Annotated in this window: 17 protein-coding genes; 11 read left to right on the top strand and 6 right to left on the bottom strand. The window is 30.8% G+C overall.

Annotation, left to right across the window (positions count from 1 at the left end; all coding sequences use genetic code 11):
• Positions 1–4: 4 nt before the first annotated feature.
• The 9 genes from SHI72_RS09150 (at position 5) to SHI72_RS09110 (ending at position 10,727) form a co-directional block, all read left to right on the top strand.
• Positions 5–877 carry a hypothetical protein gene (locus tag SHI72_RS09150; RefSeq protein WP_086894438.1) on the top strand — a complete coding sequence of 291 codons (873 nt, stop codon included), beginning with the start codon at positions 5–7 and terminating at the stop codon, positions 875–877.
• Positions 878–881: 4 nt separating this feature from the next.
• Positions 882–2,030 carry a glycosyltransferase family 4 protein gene (locus SHI72_RS09145; protein WP_323489777.1) on the top strand — a complete coding sequence of 383 codons (1,149 nt, stop codon included), beginning with the start codon at positions 882–884 and terminating at the stop codon, positions 2,028–2,030.
• 2 nt (positions 2,031–2,032) lie between these two features.
• Complete coding sequence (locus tag SHI72_RS09140) at positions 2,033–3,571, top strand: glycosyltransferase family A protein (protein WP_323489776.1); 1,539 nt, start codon at positions 2,033–2,035, stop codon at positions 3,569–3,571.
• A 3-nt stretch (positions 3,572–3,574) separates the two neighbouring features.
• Complete coding sequence (locus SHI72_RS09135; protein WP_086894441.1) at positions 3,575–4,567, top strand: glycosyltransferase family 2 protein; 993 nt, start codon at positions 3,575–3,577, stop codon at positions 4,565–4,567.
• 13 nt (positions 4,568–4,580) lie between these two features.
• The gene (locus SHI72_RS09130) at positions 4,581–5,681 is read left to right on the top strand and encodes a glycosyltransferase family 4 protein (protein ID WP_323489775.1); all 1,101 of its coding nucleotides are present in this window, start codon (positions 4,581–4,583) and stop codon (positions 5,679–5,681) included.
• The gene (locus SHI72_RS09125; protein WP_323489774.1) at positions 5,678–6,796 is read left to right on the top strand and encodes a glycosyltransferase; all 1,119 of its coding nucleotides are present in this window, start codon (positions 5,678–5,680) and stop codon (positions 6,794–6,796) included. Before SHI72_RS09130 ends, SHI72_RS09125 begins: the two co-directional genes overlap by 4 nt.
• Positions 6,793–7,863 carry a glycosyltransferase gene (locus SHI72_RS09120; RefSeq protein ID WP_086894444.1) on the top strand — a complete coding sequence of 357 codons (1,071 nt, stop codon included), beginning with the start codon at positions 6,793–6,795 and terminating at the stop codon, positions 7,861–7,863. The genes SHI72_RS09125 and SHI72_RS09120 overlap by 4 nt, the downstream gene beginning before the upstream one ends.
• A gap of 6 nt (positions 7,864–7,869) precedes the next feature.
• A complete protein-coding gene (locus SHI72_RS09115) occupies positions 7,870–9,213 on the top strand; it encodes an O-antigen ligase family protein (RefSeq protein WP_323489773.1) in 1,344 nt (447 codons plus the stop codon).
• Between the two features lie 119 nt (positions 9,214–9,332).
• Complete coding sequence (locus SHI72_RS09110; protein WP_323489772.1) at positions 9,333–10,727, top strand: exopolysaccharide biosynthesis polyprenyl glycosylphosphotransferase; 1,395 nt, start codon at positions 9,333–9,335, stop codon at positions 10,725–10,727.
• Here the strand turns inward: SHI72_RS09110 and SHI72_RS09105 are convergent, their stop codons facing one another.
• A complete protein-coding gene (locus tag SHI72_RS09105) occupies positions 10,728–11,867 on the bottom strand; it encodes a DUF4105 domain-containing protein (RefSeq protein ID WP_323489771.1) in 1,140 nt (379 codons plus the stop codon).
• A 48-nt stretch (positions 11,868–11,915) separates the two neighbouring features.
• Positions 11,916–12,902, bottom strand: a complete 987-nt coding sequence (locus SHI72_RS09100) for a PorV/PorQ family protein (protein WP_039111670.1) — start codon at positions 12,900–12,902, stop codon at positions 11,916–11,918.
• A gap of 273 nt (positions 12,903–13,175) precedes the next feature.
• Between SHI72_RS09100 and SHI72_RS09095 the strand changes: the two genes are divergently transcribed.
• Positions 13,176–13,892, top strand: coding sequence for a CDP-alcohol phosphatidyltransferase family protein (locus SHI72_RS09095; protein WP_323489770.1), 717 nt, complete (start codon positions 13,176–13,178; stop codon positions 13,890–13,892).
• A gap of 12 nt (positions 13,893–13,904) precedes the next feature.
• Positions 13,905–14,762 (top strand): glycoside hydrolase family 25 protein, encoded by an 858-nt coding sequence (locus SHI72_RS09090; protein WP_323489769.1) that lies wholly within the window; start codon positions 13,905–13,907, stop codon positions 14,760–14,762.
• 114 nt (positions 14,763–14,876) lie between these two features.
• On the opposite strand, the gene lptB is transcribed toward SHI72_RS09090, so the two are convergent.
• The 4 genes from lptB to SHI72_RS09070 form a co-directional block, all read right to left on the bottom strand.
• Positions 14,877–15,617 carry an LPS export ABC transporter ATP-binding protein gene (gene lptB, locus SHI72_RS09085; protein ID WP_039111666.1) on the bottom strand — a complete coding sequence of 247 codons (741 nt, stop codon included), beginning with the start codon at positions 15,615–15,617 and terminating at the stop codon, positions 14,877–14,879.
• 88 nt (positions 15,618–15,705) lie between these two features.
• Positions 15,706–16,059, bottom strand: a complete 354-nt coding sequence (locus SHI72_RS09080; RefSeq protein ID WP_039111665.1) for a carboxymuconolactone decarboxylase family protein — start codon at positions 16,057–16,059, stop codon at positions 15,706–15,708.
• Positions 16,052–16,873, bottom strand: coding sequence for a twin-arginine translocase subunit TatC (tatC, locus tag SHI72_RS09075; protein WP_323489768.1), 822 nt, complete (start codon positions 16,871–16,873; stop codon positions 16,052–16,054). Before tatC ends, SHI72_RS09080 begins: the two co-directional genes overlap by 8 nt.
• Positions 16,873–17,838 (bottom strand): KpsF/GutQ family sugar-phosphate isomerase, encoded by a 966-nt coding sequence (locus tag SHI72_RS09070; RefSeq protein ID WP_323489767.1) that lies wholly within the window; start codon positions 17,836–17,838, stop codon positions 16,873–16,875. Before SHI72_RS09070 ends, tatC begins: the two co-directional genes overlap by 1 nt.
• Between the last annotated feature and the right edge of the window lie 17 nt (positions 17,839–17,855).

Genomic DNA, 17,855 nt, shown 5'->3' with positions numbered 1-17,855 from the left:
GAAAATGAAGAAGTTTTTGTTTTTTCTTTTGAAGATTCTTGTAATTATTTTAGCATTCGCCTGCGTTTTAGATGTGGTATATTCAAATTTATTTTTTTACTCAAAAAACAGAAGTAAGATTGGATATATTTACAATTCAAAACCACAAGAATTTGATGTAGTTATTTTAGGTTCATCAAGATCGAATAATCATTTTGTAACTCAAATGTTTACAGATCAGGGTTTAAAAACATTTAATTTTGGAATGCAGGGATCAAAATTATTTGAATCAGATTTGGTTTTAAAATTACTCTTAGAGAAAAAGAATAAAATTAAAAATGTAATTATTGATGTAGATGTAAATCTGCGAAGTGACAAAAAATCAGAAGCCGTGATTTTGAAATTTTTGCCTTATCTGCACGATTCTGAAGCTATAAAAAAGCATTTAATGATTATGCCGGGCTATGATTTTTTGTATTATATACCTTTTTACAGATATGTCAAGTATGAAACAAAAATTGGTGTAAGAGAAATGTTTTTTTGCAGTATAAATAAAAAAAATAAGGAATTAGATTTTGGAGGTTATTCTGCACTGGAAAATTCAAATACAACATTAACAGAAAATCTAAATGTTAATCCGATTAGAAATGAATATTATGAAGAGATAAAAAGTATTTGTAAAAGGAATAATATTAATCTAATCGCAATTATGACACCGATGTGCGAAAATGCAATTGGGATGAATTATTTTGAGAAGGTTAAAAAACTATATCCGGAAATTCATAATTATGAAAATGTAGTAGTCGATAATAAATATTTTTCTTCATGCGGACACATGAATGATACAGGAGCAAGAATATTTACAACCAGAATTTTGAAAGATTTTTTTAAGAAATAAATTCATGAAAATAGCTTTTTTAACACCGGAATATCCACATTCCAGAACAGGAAATTCGGGAGGTATTGGAACAAGCATTAAAAATCTGGCAATAGGGCTTTTGGCGCAAGGTGTTTCAGTTAGAGTCTTGGTTTATGGACAAAAAGAAGATGCTTTTTTTGATGACAATGGGATCTTAATTCAGCAAATAAAAAATGTAAAAATCAAAGGATTGTCATGGTTTTTCACAAGAAAAAAAATTGAAAGGATAATTAACAAACTGTATTCTGATAAAGAAATTGATTTAGTAGAAGCACCCGATTGGACTGGAATTACCTCTTTTATTAAACCCCAAAAATGCCCGATAATAATTAGACTTCACGGATCAGATACTTATTTCTGTCATTTGGATAATCGTCCGGTAAAATGGGTAAATAAATTTCATGAAAAAAGAGCCTTAATTAAGGCAGATGAGTTATTGTCTGTTAGTCAGTTTACGGCAAATACAACAAATGCTGTTTTTAATCTGGCTAAAAAGTTTACAATTATCCCCAATCCGATTGACACACGATTATTTCAATCGAATAAAACCACTCAAAGAGAAAATAGTATATTGTATTTTGGAAGCCTGATTCGTAAAAAAGGACTGCTGGAATTACCTTTGATTTTTAATAAAGTAATCGATAATAATCCGGATGCTAAATTGATTTTGATTGGTAAAGATGTTTCTGATATTATTTCGGGAAATTCATCGATTTGGCAAATGATGCAGGAATTGTTTTCAGATAAAGCAAAGAACAATGTAACCTATTTAGGAAGTGTTCCATACACCGAAATAAAACAAAAAATTCAAGATGCAACTCTTTGTATTTTTCCTTCTTTTGCAGAAGCTTTCCCCGTTTCCTGGCTGGAAGCTATGGCTATGGAAAAACCAATTGTAGCTTCAGATATTGGATGGGCAAATGAAATGGTTGATGATGGATATAATGGATTTTTGGTTCATCCTGTAAATCACGATATTTTTGCAGAAAAAATCAATACCCTTTTAAATGATGAAGAATTGTGTTTGAAAATGGGAAAATCAGCAAGAAAAAAAGTAGAAGCTTTTTTTGATATCAATAGTATAGCGAAACAAAATATAGAGTTTTATAAAAGCATAACTAACCGTAATTAGAAATGAAATTAAATGAATTTGTAACAACTACCGGAGAAGTTATTCTTTACAATGGGAAGCCTAATTTTAATACATTAGAAATATTGTCAAAAGAGGCAGGAGATATTTGGCATAGTTCATTTGAACAAGGATATAAAAATGCTTTTCCTGAATTGGTATATCAAACCGCTGTTTTTTTTATGTTTATCAATGATTTTGATAATCTTGATAAATGTTTGAGCTGGAGAGTTAATCCAAATCAGTTTGCAGTTCGTCAATCAGTTTGGGAAACTTTAAAAGGTTTTGATACTGAATATAAAAATATTCAATTACAAGCATTAGATTTCGGATACAATGCATTACGAAATTCAGCAGCTATTCCGTTATATGTAAAAGGACTTTTTGAAGAAAGCCAAAAAGAAGAAATCAAGATATCAGCAAAAGACAGATACGTTTTTTTTAGAAAAAATTTCAAAATTGATCATTCAGTTTTCATGTTATACCGAGAAGGGTTTTGGAAATGGAAAGAATGGAATGCTTTCTTTTATGCTAAGAAAAATTTCAAACAATCAAGTGCCAAACCAATCATTAAACCTCGGGAATTATTAGCTATCGAGGGAAATCCAACAGTAAGTTATATCATTCCAACAATGATGCGACAAGATTTTACGATGCAATTATTGAAAGATTTGGCTACACAGACATTTCCGGTTTCGCAAGTTGTAATTGTAGATGCAACTCCTAAAGATTTAAGAGATGAAAAAATATATAATTCAATAGATTTCCCTTTTGAGTTAATTGTTAAATGGCAGGAAACAAAAGGCAGTTGTAGGGCTCGAAATGAAGCAATTCAGTTATGTACAGGAGAATATATTGTCTTTGGTGATGATGATGTTCGTTTTCAGTCCAACTTCATAGAAAATCATATCAAAGTATTACAAACCTATAAAGTGGGTGCTTGTAACGGACTTGATATTCGTGCGGATAATCAAGAACAAGATTTAACAGATTTAGAAGATAAGCTTCAAAAATTAGGCGAAAAAAGATGGTTTGTTGGTACAAGTCATGGTTTTAGCAACGCAAATTCTTGTGTAAAAACAGAATATGTTAGAAAATTAATAGGTAATGATATTAATTTTGATGGCGGTTATGGCGAGGATAGCGATTTTGGAATGTCATTAATTAAGTTAGGACAAATTGTAGTTCATAATCCTTTTTCTCCAAATTTACATTTAAAACCACCTGTTGGCGGTTATCGATTTTGGGGAAATCAGTCTAAGATTTTAGGAAAAAAAAGAAAAGCACAGCCTTGGGAATTAGATACTCCAGTAAAGTCTGTTCGACCCGTTCCAAGTCCAACGGTAATGTACGGAATAGTAAAACATTTTACCCCGCAACAAGTATTGGAATATAAGTATAAACACTTTTTTTTATATCTTTTTAAAGGTTCAAAAAAAGGATTTTTATATCGTTTTTTTAGAATTCCGTACAAAAACATTCAGTTTAAAAAATCTCTTTTTTATGCTAAAAAACTAAATAACTTAGGAGTAAGACATAAATAAAATATGAAATTTTCCCTTATCATTTGCACTTACATGCGTCCTGAGCCTTTGTTGAAATTATTACAATCGGTCAAGGCACAAAATTTATACCCTGATGAAATCCTAATTATTGATGGCTCGACTAATAATAAAACTGAGATTATTTTAAAAGAAAACCCTTTTGAAAATCTCCAATATTTTTTGGTTGATAATAAAGATCGCGGACTTACTAAACAAAGAAATTTCGGAATTAATAAAGTAAGTGATTTTATTGAAGTTGTTTGTTTTTTAGACGACGATACCGTTTTAGAATCAAATTATTTTAAGAATTTGTTACAAACATATAATCAATTTCCAGATGCGCTTGGTGTTGGAGGTTATATTTGTAATGAAATAAAATGGGAGGAAGTTGCGGATAATTACATTCCGAAAATCAATGAATTTTATTTTGACGGATGGAAACGCAAAGATGGAAGCCGATTTATATTGCGTAAAAAACTGAATTTGGATAGTGATTGTCCTCCGGGCTTTTCTTCTAATTTTTCTCATGGCAGAAGCGTTGGTTTTTTACCGCCAAGCAATAAAACGTATCCGGTTGAACAATTGATGGGTGGAGTTTCGTCTTTTCGAAAATCAGTTTTTAAAACTTTTTCGTTCTCGACTTATTTTGAAGGCTATGGACTTTATGAAGATGCAGACTTTACTTTAAGAGTTGCAAAAACCGGAAAATTATACCTGAATACATCTGCAAAATTAAATCATTATCATGCTGCTTCAGGAAGACCAAATCAATATCATTATGGCAAAATGGTAGTAAGAAATGGCTGGTATGTTTGGCGAGTTAAAAATTCAAAACCGAATCTAAAAGAAAGGTTTAAGTGGAATGCAATAACGATTTTACTTACTTTTATCAGGTTTACCAATGTAATTACAGATCACAATAAAAAAGCAGCTTTTACCGAGGCTGTGGGAAGAACGCTTGGCTGGTGGAGCTTACTATTTAATAAACCCAAATAAAGTAAAGGTATTTATGAAAACAATTTTAATTGCACATAATTATACCGAAAACTCATTTGCGTCAATGAGTTATTATTTAGCACATCATTTGGCCAATTTAGGAAATAGGGTAGTCTTTATTTCACATAATCCTTTTTTTAAAGAAAAAGAGATTATTAGTAAAGAAAAAGGTGAAATTATCGTGTACTCATGGCCAACTAAAAAGAGACCAACATCTATAAAAGATGTTCTTTGGTTTGCTAAGATTTATTTTAAATATAAGCCAAATGTGGTTGTCGGTCATTTTGTTGGAGCTAATATTACAACTGCGATATCAAAAATACTGTCTTTAGGGAAAACTATAACATTTGCCTATTATCATACGTTAAGTGATCAAATTTCAAAAGATCAAAAACATAACGGAATAAAACAGAAAATGCTTTTTTTACGAAAAAAAATGCTTTATAAACTATTTTGCGATGTTGTTGTTTGCCCATCAAACTTGGCAAAGTTAGATTTAGAAAAATATTATTCACTTAATAAAGGAATGGTTGTTTTAAATCCGATGAAAGATCGATTTGAAGGAAAAACTATTGTTGGTCATGATAATATTATTATATCCTATTTAGGCAGGCTAGATCCTTCAAAAGGAGTTTTAGATCTTATTAAGGCATTTAAAATTTATTCTGATAAAGTTAAAACGGCAAATATAATTTTGAATATTGCCGGAACTGGGAGTCAACAAAAAGAAATTAAAGAGCTGATAGCAAATGAAAAAGACATTGTTTATTTTGGAGGATTACAATATGAGAAAGTAGATGAGTACTTAAATACAAGTCATTTTACAATAATTCCTTCAAAATTTGACGCTTTAAATATGGTTGGAATCGAATCAATGATGAATCAAACACCACTATTAATTTCAAATTCAACAGGTTTAGCAGATTATCTTGTTGATGGTAAAGAATGTTTTAAATTTGATGCGAATATTGATTCTATAGTTTTGTTATTTGAAAAAATTAAAAAAAATATCGATCAACAAGAACAGATGAGTAAAGATGCCAGAAGTACTTTTTTAAATCTTTTTACTATAGATAATTATTGTATTAATTTTTCCAACGAATTACTGAAATGAAACTTGTAATCATTACACATGTCAGCCATATTCAAAATGATAATCAGTATTTTGGTTACGCGCCTTATGTGCGTGAAATGAACATTTGGTTAAAATATGTTAATCAGGTTATAGTAGTTGGTTCTTTGCAGGGAAATAATCCAACAGCGATTGATATTGCTTACAATCATCCTAAAATTGATTTTAGAGAAATACCCAATTTTAATTTAATCAGTTTTAAGAATAGTGTAATTTCTGTCTTTAAATTTCCAATTATACTTTGGAAAATATTTTGGGCAATGAAAGATGCAGATCATATTCATTTACGCTGTCCCGGCAACATAGGTTTGTTAGGTTGTGTAGTTCAGGTTCTATTTCCAAACAAAATCAAAACTGCTAAATATGCAGGAAACTGGGATTCTGCAAGCAAACAGCCCTGGACATATCGTTTGCAAAAATATATTTTGAATAACACTTTTCTAACACGAAAAATGCAGGTTTTGGTTTATGGAGACTGGAAAAATCAATCAAAAAATATAAAGCCTTTTTTTACAGCAACTTATTCAGAGAATGAAAAAGAAACTGTTTTAAAAGCTGGTTTTGATTCCAATTTTGAATTCATTTTTGTTGGAAGTTTAGTGTCTGGTAAAAATCCATTATATGCTATAAAGCTTGTAGAACAACTAATAAAAAAAGGAAATAATGCAACTCTTAGTTTATATGGAGAAGGAGTTGAGCGAATTATTTTAGAAAAATATATTAAAGAAAACCAACTAGAAAAATATGTTATTTTAAAAGGAAATCATGAACAGGAAACTATAAAAAGAGCATATCAAAAAAGTCATTTTGTAGTATTGCCATCTAAAAGTGAAGGCTGGCCAAAAGCTATTGCTGAAGCTATGTTTTGGGGGTGCGTTCCTTTGGCTACAAAAGTTTCATGCGTTCCATTTATGCTTGATTATGGAAATAGAGGAGTTTTGCTAGAAATGAATATAAATCAGGACTTGTCTAAAGTAACAGAAATAATTAAAGATGAGAATTTGTTTTTCGATAAAAGTAAATTCGCTGCAAAGTGGTCGCAAGAATATACAACAGATGTTTTTGAATCTGAAATTAAAAAGCTTTTAGTAAAATGAGAGTTGTACAAATAATAGATTCTTTAGAGGCAGGCGGAGCAGAACGAATGGCGGTTAATTATGCAAATGCATTAGCCAAAAAAATAACATTTTCAGGTTTAGTAGCAACAAGAAAAGAAGGCTCTTTAAAAAAACAAATAGATTTAAAAGTCTCTTATTTATTTTTGGAAAAGCAAAATAGCATAGATTTTCAAGCTATTTTTCGTTTAAGAAAATATATCAAACAAAATCAGATTGATATTATTCATGCTCATAGCTCTTCTTTTTTTATAGCCGTTTTAGTAAAATTGACTTTGCCAAGAATAAAAATCATTTGGCACGATCATTATGGCACGAGAGAAAAAGAAACGAAAGAAACGAATAGGGTTTTGATTTTTTTATCTACTTTTTTCTCTGCTATTTTTGTTGTTAATCTTCAGTTACAAAAATGGAGTAAGAAAAATATGCACTGTTCAAGAGTAATTTTTATACCTAATTTTACAACTTCTGAAGTTGAGACAGAACAGTTAACCAATTTAAAGGGAATCAATGGTAAAAGGATTGTTTTTTTGGCAAATTTAAAAAATCCAAAAAATCATATTTCGATTCTAAAAGCATTCTCCGATTTAAAGTTAAGCGAGAATGGCTGGTCTTTACATTTAATTGGAAAAGATTATTTTGATAACTATTCGGATCAGATAAAAAAACATATAGAGGCTTATTCATTAGAGAATGATATACATTTGTACGGGGCAAAAAACGATGTCAGATATATTTTATCGCAAGCTTCTATTGGAGTTTTAGCCTCTACAGAAGAAGGATTTCCTGTAACTTTACTTGAATATGGTCTGGAGAATTTAGCAGTAATTTCTACAAACGTGGGTTATTGTTCTTCTATTATTCAAAATGAAATAAATGGCTTATTGTTTGATCCACGGTCTGATTTAGAAGTAAAAGCACAATTGGAAAAAATTACAAATAATGATTCGCTTAGGAAAATTTTAGGAGATAATTTTAAACAATCAGTAGAACAGAATTATTCAGAAGAGATTGTAATAAAAAAGTTAATCTCAGCTTATACAAATTAAATAAATATGAAAAACATTTCACGGTCTTATGGTTTTCTGATTTTAATTCATGGCATAATAGCTTTGATGATTTTTATCGTGCCTTTCCTGTCTAAAATATATGCACTTTTAATTCCAATAGTAGGTTTTTATTTTGTTTATAAAACAAAGAATAAAAAAAATGAGGTTCTTTTGGTGGCGGCTTACTTAGTAGGTGTTGAGGTTTTGTTACGTATGACCGGCGGGAATTTTAATAACGAATATGTAAAATTTAGTGTTATTTTCTTTATGTTGTTGGGTATGATCTACAGCAATTTTTCGACAAATGCTTTTATCTATTGGTTTTTTCTTGTTTTACTAATTCCCGGGATCTTAATTACATCAATTTCAACAGACTATTATAATGTAGATGTTAAAAAATCATTGTTCTTTAACTTGTCAGGACCAGTATGTTTGGCAATCTGTGCCATATATATGTTCCAAAGGAAGGTTTTATTTTCAGATTTGCAAAACGTAGTTATAGCGATGGGACTTCCCATTTTTAGTACAACAGTCTATTTGTTTTTATATAACCCCAATGTAAGAGATGTATTAACTGGTACTCAATCTAATTTTGAAACTTCAGGAGGTTTTGGACCTAATCAGGTTTCTACAGTTTTAGGATTAGGAATATTTATATTTTTCACACAATTAATCTTGTTTTCAAAATCAAAATTTAGAATGATTTTAAACGGGGTTTTATTAGTAATGATTTGTTACCGGGCAATTGTAACTTTTTCAAGAGGAGGAGTAATTACTGCTGTAGTGATGATTGCTTGCTTATTATGTTTAATGTTTTATTTTTCAAATGCAAAAGGAAGAGGAAAGTTCGCTTTGGTTTTTATCGTTACAGGGCTTATGGGAATAGGGATTTGGACTTATACCTCTTTAGAAACTGGTGGTTTAATTAATAAGCGTTATGCTAATCAGGATGCAGCAGGAAGATTAAAAAAAGACCGTTTGGGAGGTCGTGAAGAAATCATGGATTCAGAATTGAAATTATTCCTGGATAATCCAATTTTAGGAACTGGGGCAGGGATGGGGAAAGAATTAAGAAAACAAATGTTTAATATAGATGCCGCTTCCCACAATGAGATAACCCGTATGCTAAGTGAACATGGTTTGTTCGGTATTTTTGGTCTTTTAATACTATTTGTTACACCATTTGTTTTGTATGTTAATAATTGGCAACATCTTTATTTTTTTCCCTTTTATTTATTCTGGCTCCTTACCATAAATCATGCGGCTATGCGAACCGCAGCACCTGCTTTTGTATATGCTTTGTCATTACTTACAATTAGTGTTAGAAATAATCAGGAAATTAACAAATAACTTGAAAAAAGATCTTTATAAATAAATAATATTTGTCAGCTCATTTTTATTAATACATTTGCTTCCATAATTTTAAATTTCCCCAAATTTAATTATGCAACTTAACCACTATAACCAAAATGCCACAAAAAAATAAGATTCATTTTGAAATATCAGAACGTAAAGTCATTCTTAGGTTTTTTGATTCTTTTTTTATCTTAGCTACATTATATTTATTAAGCCAGATATTTGATTATCGTTATTTTAATATTACAAGTACTAATTATTATGGAGTATTAGTATTGGTGATATATCTTAACCTTTTTGGATCTATTTTTGAAATGTATAACCTGCAAGTAGCCAGTAATCAATTTCAAATTATTAAAAGTACAGTTATTGCAGTTTCGACAACAGTTTTAGTGTATTTGCTAACTCCAGTTTTATCACCAGAATTACCTAAACAGAGAATTTCAATAGTTATATTTTATTTTGCGGTACTTTTTGCCATTCTATTTTGGCGCTTATTTTATGTTTATTTTCTCGCGTCACATCGTTTTTTTCAAAATGTAGTTTTAATCTGTGATCAAGATCAAGTAGAAGAATTAGTCTTAGGATTGGAGAATGTTGACCCACATTATAAAATCATTGGTTTTGTAAATTCAGATTCTTTAAATAATAGTTCTTCAGAATACCATTATGCAAAAGAGATTAAAAAAGGTGAGTTAGAAGAATTTGTAAAAAATAATAATGTATCCGAGATTGTTATAGCTTCCCAAAAGACAGATGGGATTACTGCCGATTTATACCAGCAATTATTACATTTACTAGAGTCTGGTAAAATAATTAGAGAATATACTCAAGTATACGAGAGCAAAACACAACGTATTCCGGTACAATATATAGCAAGAGATTTTTATCGTTTTTTTCCTTTTAGTCGTAGTAATAGTAACAAGTTATATTTGTTGGTAGTACGTTTTTTTGAATTCGTTTTTTCTTTGTTCGGATTATTAATTGGGATTATTTTAATACCATTTATAGTTATAGGAAATTGTATCGGTAATCGAGGCAGTCTTTTCTATACCCAGGACAGAATAGGAAAAGATGGAGCGGTTTTTAAAATATATAAATTCCGTACAATGGTAAAAAACTCTGAATCTAAAGGAGTTGCTTTTGCGGCTGCAAATGATGTACGGGTTACACCTTTTGGGAAGATGATGCGTAAATCCAGAATAGATGAATTACCGCAATTCATTAATGTTATAAAAGGAGATATGGCAGTTATTGGTCCTAGACCAGAACGTCCTTTTTTTGTAAAAGAAATTGCTCAGGTTATGCCATTTTATGAAACAAGACACATTATTAAGCCAGGACTTACTGGTTGGGCACAAGTAAATTATTCTTACGGAGAATCGATAGAAGAAAGTTTAATAAAACTACAATATGACTTGTATTACATAAAACACAGAAGTATTTTTCTGGATCTAAGTATTACTTTTAAAACCATTACTACAGTTTTATTTTACAGAGGACAATAATTATATAATAATAGGAATTGGTTTTTTATTCTTAATTGCCACACGCACAAGCACAACTCCACTAGTTATAATCAGAGGCAAAACAATCAGGAATGAAGCCTTATTAATCATAAATAATCCATATACAATTAGTAAAATGATATGGATAAGTGATAATCTATAAGTCCATTTTTTGTTTCTCATAAGATTAAAAATCAAAAGAATAAGTAAAAAAGGGCTAAACAACAAAATGTTATAGTTGAATTCTAGTTCCTTGTGTAAGGAATAAAAGCCTATAAAAACAAAAAATACTCCTAACAATCCCATTATTAAAAGATAGGCTTTATCAATACTTCTTTTACTTATAAAGATGATAAATACCAGTATAATAATGTAAGTATACCAGTTGTTCCACCAAGAATGAGTTGGTTCTTTATCAAAAGATAGAATTGTTTTATTCTCTTTTACTAAAAGATGATTTTGAAAACTTGTTTTGTCTAAACTATTTTTTAATTCAAAAGGTAAGAATATTTTTGTTCCAAGTTCATCTACTTTCTTTCCGAAAATAATACTGATACCTAGTTTTTCATAAAAATGTCCGTCAAAATAAGGGTATAGTATAGTTCTGTATGTTTTATCAGTATCTCCTTTTTTTGTAATTACAGTACCGTTTAAAGATTTATTGATGATATCAACAACCATAGAAGTACAATTTTTGTCAATAAATTTATAGGTGTAAAATCTATCTTCAGAAAGTAGCGTTGTGTTTAAATTATCAAATAGTTTTTGTTTAAGATTGTCAGAAATATTTAATTCTTGTTCGTAAACACTACGTTTTGTATAGTTGTATTCATTAATAAAATCGAGATAGGAATTTGCTGTAGCGTAATATTGTAAGTCACCTTTTGTGAATTTAGCAACAAAATTAGGAGTTCTGAAATCGAAAGTGCCATAATTATATACTATATCAAGAGCGTTAATAGAATCCTTTATTCTAATAGCTGTGTGGCCAAAAAGAGAATAAGGTTCGTTTCCGGTTCCGCAAGTTAAAACGCTAACTTTAGAATCTTTGGATAATAAAATGCTTTGTCCAAAACTGTTGTTGATAAACACAAAAAACAATAGTAAAAAGAATATTTTTTTTGATGAATACGTTTTCATAGCTGTTTTTTTAAATGAATTATCAATGTTTCTTTGGGATGTAATTATTTATTTTCTAAAGAGGCCTAAGTCTACTTTAAGCGAGAAAATATTAGAATATAAAGCAACGCTTTGATTTCCTAAATCTGTTAAAGCATAATCAACCTGGATACCTTTATATTTAAAACCGAGACCGATATTAGGTTGAAAACCTACTTTCTCAGAATTATCTAATTGTGTTACGTTCTGAAAATTTCCAACTCCAGCTCTCAAGAAAACTAAATCGGTATATCCAAACTCTAATCCTAATGCAGGATCAATACTTACCACATTACTAGAGATTATATCTTTCGTTCTTTCAAAACGCATATTCATATTTGTAGCTACTAAAACACTATAATCATATCTGATTATAAATTTTTTCGCAATACCTAATTGCGCTTTTGGCAATGTGATTTCTGTGCTTTCGGGTAACTCCTGATTTTCACCCGGAATGGCATCAGAGATTTTTTTGTATTCCTTCTCATCTATATTCCAAACATTATAAGTGGTTGTAATATCACGTACCATCAAACCAAAACGCCAGTCATTTTTCTCAAATTGTAATCCTAAATCAAATCCAAAGCCCCAAGAATTAGCAAATTTACCGATAATACGTCGAATGACCTTGGCATTAACACCATATTGAAATCCAGGAACGGGTAATTTTCTAGCATATGAAAACGTAAAACCATAATCAGCAGTCGAGAAAAGACTGATTCGATTGTAATCAATATTTCCTTGATTGTCTATTAATTCTGTAGTATCTAAAATGTCATCTACTCCAAAACGAATTAATGAAATTCCCCAAGCACTTCGGTCATCTATCGGACTTGCGTAGCCAATATAATCATATTGTGCGATATTGGCAAAATAATTAGCATGCATCAAAGCAACTTGATGGTCTTGAAGATTGGTTAACCCTGCTGGATTCCAGTAAACTGAGTTTACATCTGTCGTAGATGCAACCACTGCACTCGACATGGCAAGAGCTGCAGCATCGACACCAATGTTCATAAACTCGTTAGAGTATTTACGAACCGTTTGACTGTAATTTGCCGTGTGAACACAAAATAGTAAAAACAATAAAATTTTCTTCAAGAGCTAATTTTTATAAACCGAAGTTTGTTTAATTTTTACCAAAAATATAATTTTTTACTGAGCTTATTTATTCCTTTTTGTAAATAATGCTAAAGTCTAACTTTTGTGTAAAAAACTCTAATAAAAACGTACATTCCATTCAGTTATTATAGTAAATTTGTTGCTTATCATACTTAAATTTTATTTGCAATGAATATTAAAAAACATGTACCTAATGCTATTACATTAATCAATCTTTTTTGTGGATGCATAGCTGTTGTTTTTGTTTCTAAATTAGATTATGAAATGGCTTTCTATTTTGTTTGTTTAGGAATCTTTTTTGATTTTTTCGATGGTTTTTTTGCTCGATTATTTAAAGTATCCAGTCCATTAGGTTTACAGTTAGATTCATTGGCAGATATGGTAACTAGTGGTGTAGTACCAGGTTACGTAATGTATAGTTTATTTGTTAGTAGTTCAAGTGCACACAATATAATAGGTTCTGAGTTTACTCCATTTTTAGGATTCATTGTGACTCTTGGGTCTTGTTATCGTTTAGCAAATTTTAATATAGATACGCGCCAGACAGATTCTTTTATTGGTTTACCAACACCTGCAAACGCATTGTTTATTTTGAGTTTGCCTTTGGTTTTAAAATATTCAGAGTCGCTGATGATTCTTGAAATCTTAACAAACCAATGGATTTTGTTAGTGATAGCATTATTTAGTGCTTATATTCTAAATGCCGAAATTCCTTTATTTTCATTAAAATTTAAAAAATTCAATTTAAAAGATAACGCACTACAAGTTGGTTTTTTATCATTGTCGGTTTTGCTATTGGTTTTCTTTCAATATCTAGGGATTCCATTGGTAATCATTACTTACATAATATTGTCTGTTATAAACAATAAGTTTCTGAAAAAGTAGTTTTTTTATTGAATGAAAAGAAAAGTTACCAAAAGAAAGCAGACCTCAAATCGGAAATCTAAATCAACCAGTTCTATAGGGAAGTTTTTTCGTTTCATTGTTTTTTCGGCTTTTATTGCTCTTTTTCTAGGAGTCGTTTATCATTACCGAAATGGTTTAGCATATTACTTTAGTTTTAAAACAGATAAAGTTTCAGAAAAAGAAGCTGAAGATAAACGTCTTTCGGATGTTAGGAATTACCAGGTTTTGGCTAATCACCAAGGAATGGCAATTGGTTTGGATGTATCCGAATTTCAAGGAAAAATTCGTTGGAGTAAAGTAGATAGTCTGGAGCAAAAATTTCCAATCTCATTTGTTTTTATACGTGCTACTGCTGGAAATGATCGTGTTGATAATCAATTTTTGAATAATTGGCTAGGAGCCAAAGAGCAAAAGATTATCCGTGGAGCATACCATTATTATCGTCCGAACGAAAACTCGATAGAACAAGCCAATCTTTTTATTAAAACGGTTAAATTACATAAAGGTGATTTGCCTCCAGTTTTGGATATTGAAAAATTACCTAAAAACCAGTCTTTAGATAGTTTGAAAAAAGGATTAAAAAGATGGTTGAATAAAGTGGAAGAACACTATAAAGTACGACCAATTATATATAGCGGAGAAAGATATTATGATGATTTCCTGAAAGAAGAATTTAGTGATTATCTTTTTTGGATAGCCAATTATAATTTTTATCGAGAAAAGATTGAGGATGATTGGTTGTTTTGGCAATTTACAGAGAAAGCGACAATGCCAGGAATAAAGCATACTGTCGATGTGAATATTTATAACGGCGATTTACAGCAATTACAATTTATAACAGTCGATTAAGTTTTAGTTTATAGTCGCAGTTTACAGTCGCAGTAAAAAAAAATCGCAGTACTTAGTTTTTTTTGGAACTGAATACTGCGATTGTATACTTAAAGCTGTGACTGAATACTCTTTTTAGAATTCCAGTTTCTTTTTACGAAGTTCAAAATTCTGACCTAGATATACACGACGTACCATTTCGTCTTCTACCAATTCTTCAGGTACACCAGCTTTTAGGATTCCTCCTTCAAACATAAGATATGTTTTGTCAGTAATAGCAAGAGTTTCTTGTACGTTGTGGTCGGTGATTAAAATTCCGATATTTTTATTTTTTAATTGCGCTACGATTCGTTGGATATCTTCTACTGCAACAGGGTCAACTCCTGCAAAAGGTTCATCTAGTAAGATGAACTTAGGGTCGGTAGCAAGAGCACGTGCAATTTCGGTACGACGGCGCTCACCTCCCGAAAGTAAATCTCCTCGGTTGGTACGAATATGCTCCAAGCTAAATTCTTCGATTAAACTTTCCATTTTAGCTTCCTGCTCCGCTTTAGATAAAGTGGTTAGTTGTAGTACACTTAAGATATTGTCTTCGATGCTTAGTTTTCTAAAAACAGATGCTTCTTGAGCTAAATATCCAATTCCGTGTTGAGCTCTTTTGTACATAGGGAAATCGGTAATATTTAAATCATCAAGATAAATATTGCCCGAATTTGGTTTTACCAATCCTACAATCATGTAAAATGAAGTGGTTTTACCTGCTCCATTTGGACCTAAAAGACCAACTATTTCTCCTTGGTTTACCTCAACAGAAATACCTTTTACTACACTACGGCCTTTGTAGGTTTTGATTAAATTATCGGCTCTTAATTTCATTTTTTAAGTTTAATCGTTTAAACGTTCGAATCGTTTATTCGGTACAAATTAACGAATAAACGATTCAACAAATAAACCTCTTTAACAATTATTTAGTTTCAGTTTCTTCTAAAGCTTCCCAAAATTCATATGCTCTGCGCAAATGAGGAACTACGATTGTACCGCCAACTAAGGTTGCAATTCCCATTGCTTCCATCATTTCTTCTTTGGTAACCCCTTCTTTAAAACTAGTTTCAAGATGGTATTTTACGCAATCATCACAACGTAAAACAGCTGAGGCAACTAAGCCTAAAAGCTCTTTTGTTTTAACATCAAGAGCGCCCGCAGCATAAGCATTGGTATCCAGATTAAAAATTCGCTTTACAATTTTGTTATTATCAGCTAGTAATTTCTCGTTCATTTTAGAACGATAGTCGTTAAACTCTTGTATGATATCAGACATTTAATTCTTTGTTTTGTTTTTTATATACAAGTACCGAAATAAAGATACTCAACTCATAAATCAGTAACATTGGTATTGCTACAATTGTTTGGCTCACAACATCTGGAGGAGTTACAATTGCCGCTACGATTAGGATTATAATTACAGCATATTTCCAATATTTTCGTAAAAAACGTGGAGTTACTAATCCTAATTTGGTAAGGAAATAAATAACGATTGGTAGTTCAAAGAATAGTCCGCCAGCCAAAATACTAGTTTTTACCATTCCCATATAAGACTCTAGAGTGAATTGATTTTTTACAATATCACTTACTGTAAAAGTAGCTACGAAGTTTACAGACATTGGGATTACTACAAAGTACCCGAATGTTACTCCTAAGAAGAAAAGTAAAGAGGAAACAAAGATGAATACTTTAGCATTTTTACGTTCTTTTACATATAATGCAGGACTAATAAATTTCCATATTTCCCATAAAATATAAGGAAAACTCAAGATGAATCCTGCTAAGATACACATCCATACAAAAACATTTACCTGTCCTTCCATTTGTGTATTCTGGATGATAAATGGCATCTCGGTGATACAGATATTTTCGGCAAAACCTAATTTATGAGATAATTCACAAAAAAACTGATACGTAAAAAAAGTTGGTCTTGTAGGACCAAAAATGATTACATCAAACAGGTAATCACTTATAAAGTAGGTTAAAAAAGCCATTATGATTATGGCAGTTGTACTTCTTACTAATAACCATCTTAGTTCTTCAAGATGATCTAAAAACGACATTTCGCCTAGGTTCTTTTTATTTGCCATTATACGATTCCTTCTTTTAAAATGTCATGTAAATGTAATACTCCTTTATATTCTCCATTGTCGGAAACAATTAATTGGGTAATCGAAAAGTCTTCTAATATATTCAAAGCATCTACAGCCATTGTGTCTGATGATACCATTTTTGGATTTTTAGTCATAATGTCTATTGCGGTTAAATCGGCAAAAGTATCTCTGTCGTTTAGCATTCGTCGGATATCTCCATCAGTGATAATTCCGATAATTTTATCATTTTCTACAACAGCAGTTACACCTAGTCGTTTTTCTGATATTTCAAATATAACTTTTTTGATTGAAGAATCTGGGCTAACAGTTGGTTTTAACGAATGTTCAATCATGTCTTTCACGCGAAGTAAAAGTTTTTTTCCTAATGCACCTCCAGGATGATATACAGCAAAATCTTCAGGTTTAAAATCGCGCATTTTCATTAAACAAACCGCAAGAGCGTCTCCCATTACAAGTTGTGCCGTAGTACTGTTGGTTGGTGCCAGGTTTATTGGGCAAGCTTCCATGTCAACAGTTGTATTTAAAACATGATCACTGCCTTTGGCTAAGAATGAAGTCATGTTTCCTGTAATAGCAATTAATGTATTGCCAAAACGTTTTAATAACGGAACTAAAACTTTGATTTCAGGGCTGTTGCCACTTTTTGAAATGCAAATAATAACATCTTCGTTTTGAATCATTCCTAAATCTCCATGAATTGCTTCAGATGCATGAAGGAATAATGAAGGTGTTCCTGTAGAGTTGAAAGTTGCAACCATTTTTTGCGCAATAATTGCACTTTTTCCTATTCCTGTGACTACTAATCGACCTTTCGATTCGTATATCTGTTGAACAGCTTGAGTGAAATTTTCATCTAAAAAATTAATTAATTTTGCAACTGCTTCGCTTTCAGAGAGTATCGTTTTTTTAGCGATAGCTAATATATTTTCTTTTGTTATCAAAACAGGATAGTTAAAAT

Origin of the sequence: Flavobacterium sp. PL02 (assembly GCF_035013205.1) — a bacterium.
GTDB lineage: Bacteria > Bacteroidota > Bacteroidia > Flavobacteriales > Flavobacteriaceae > Flavobacterium.
Note: the sequence above shows the minus strand (reverse complement) of the source record. Positions and strands in the feature narration are given on the sequence as shown.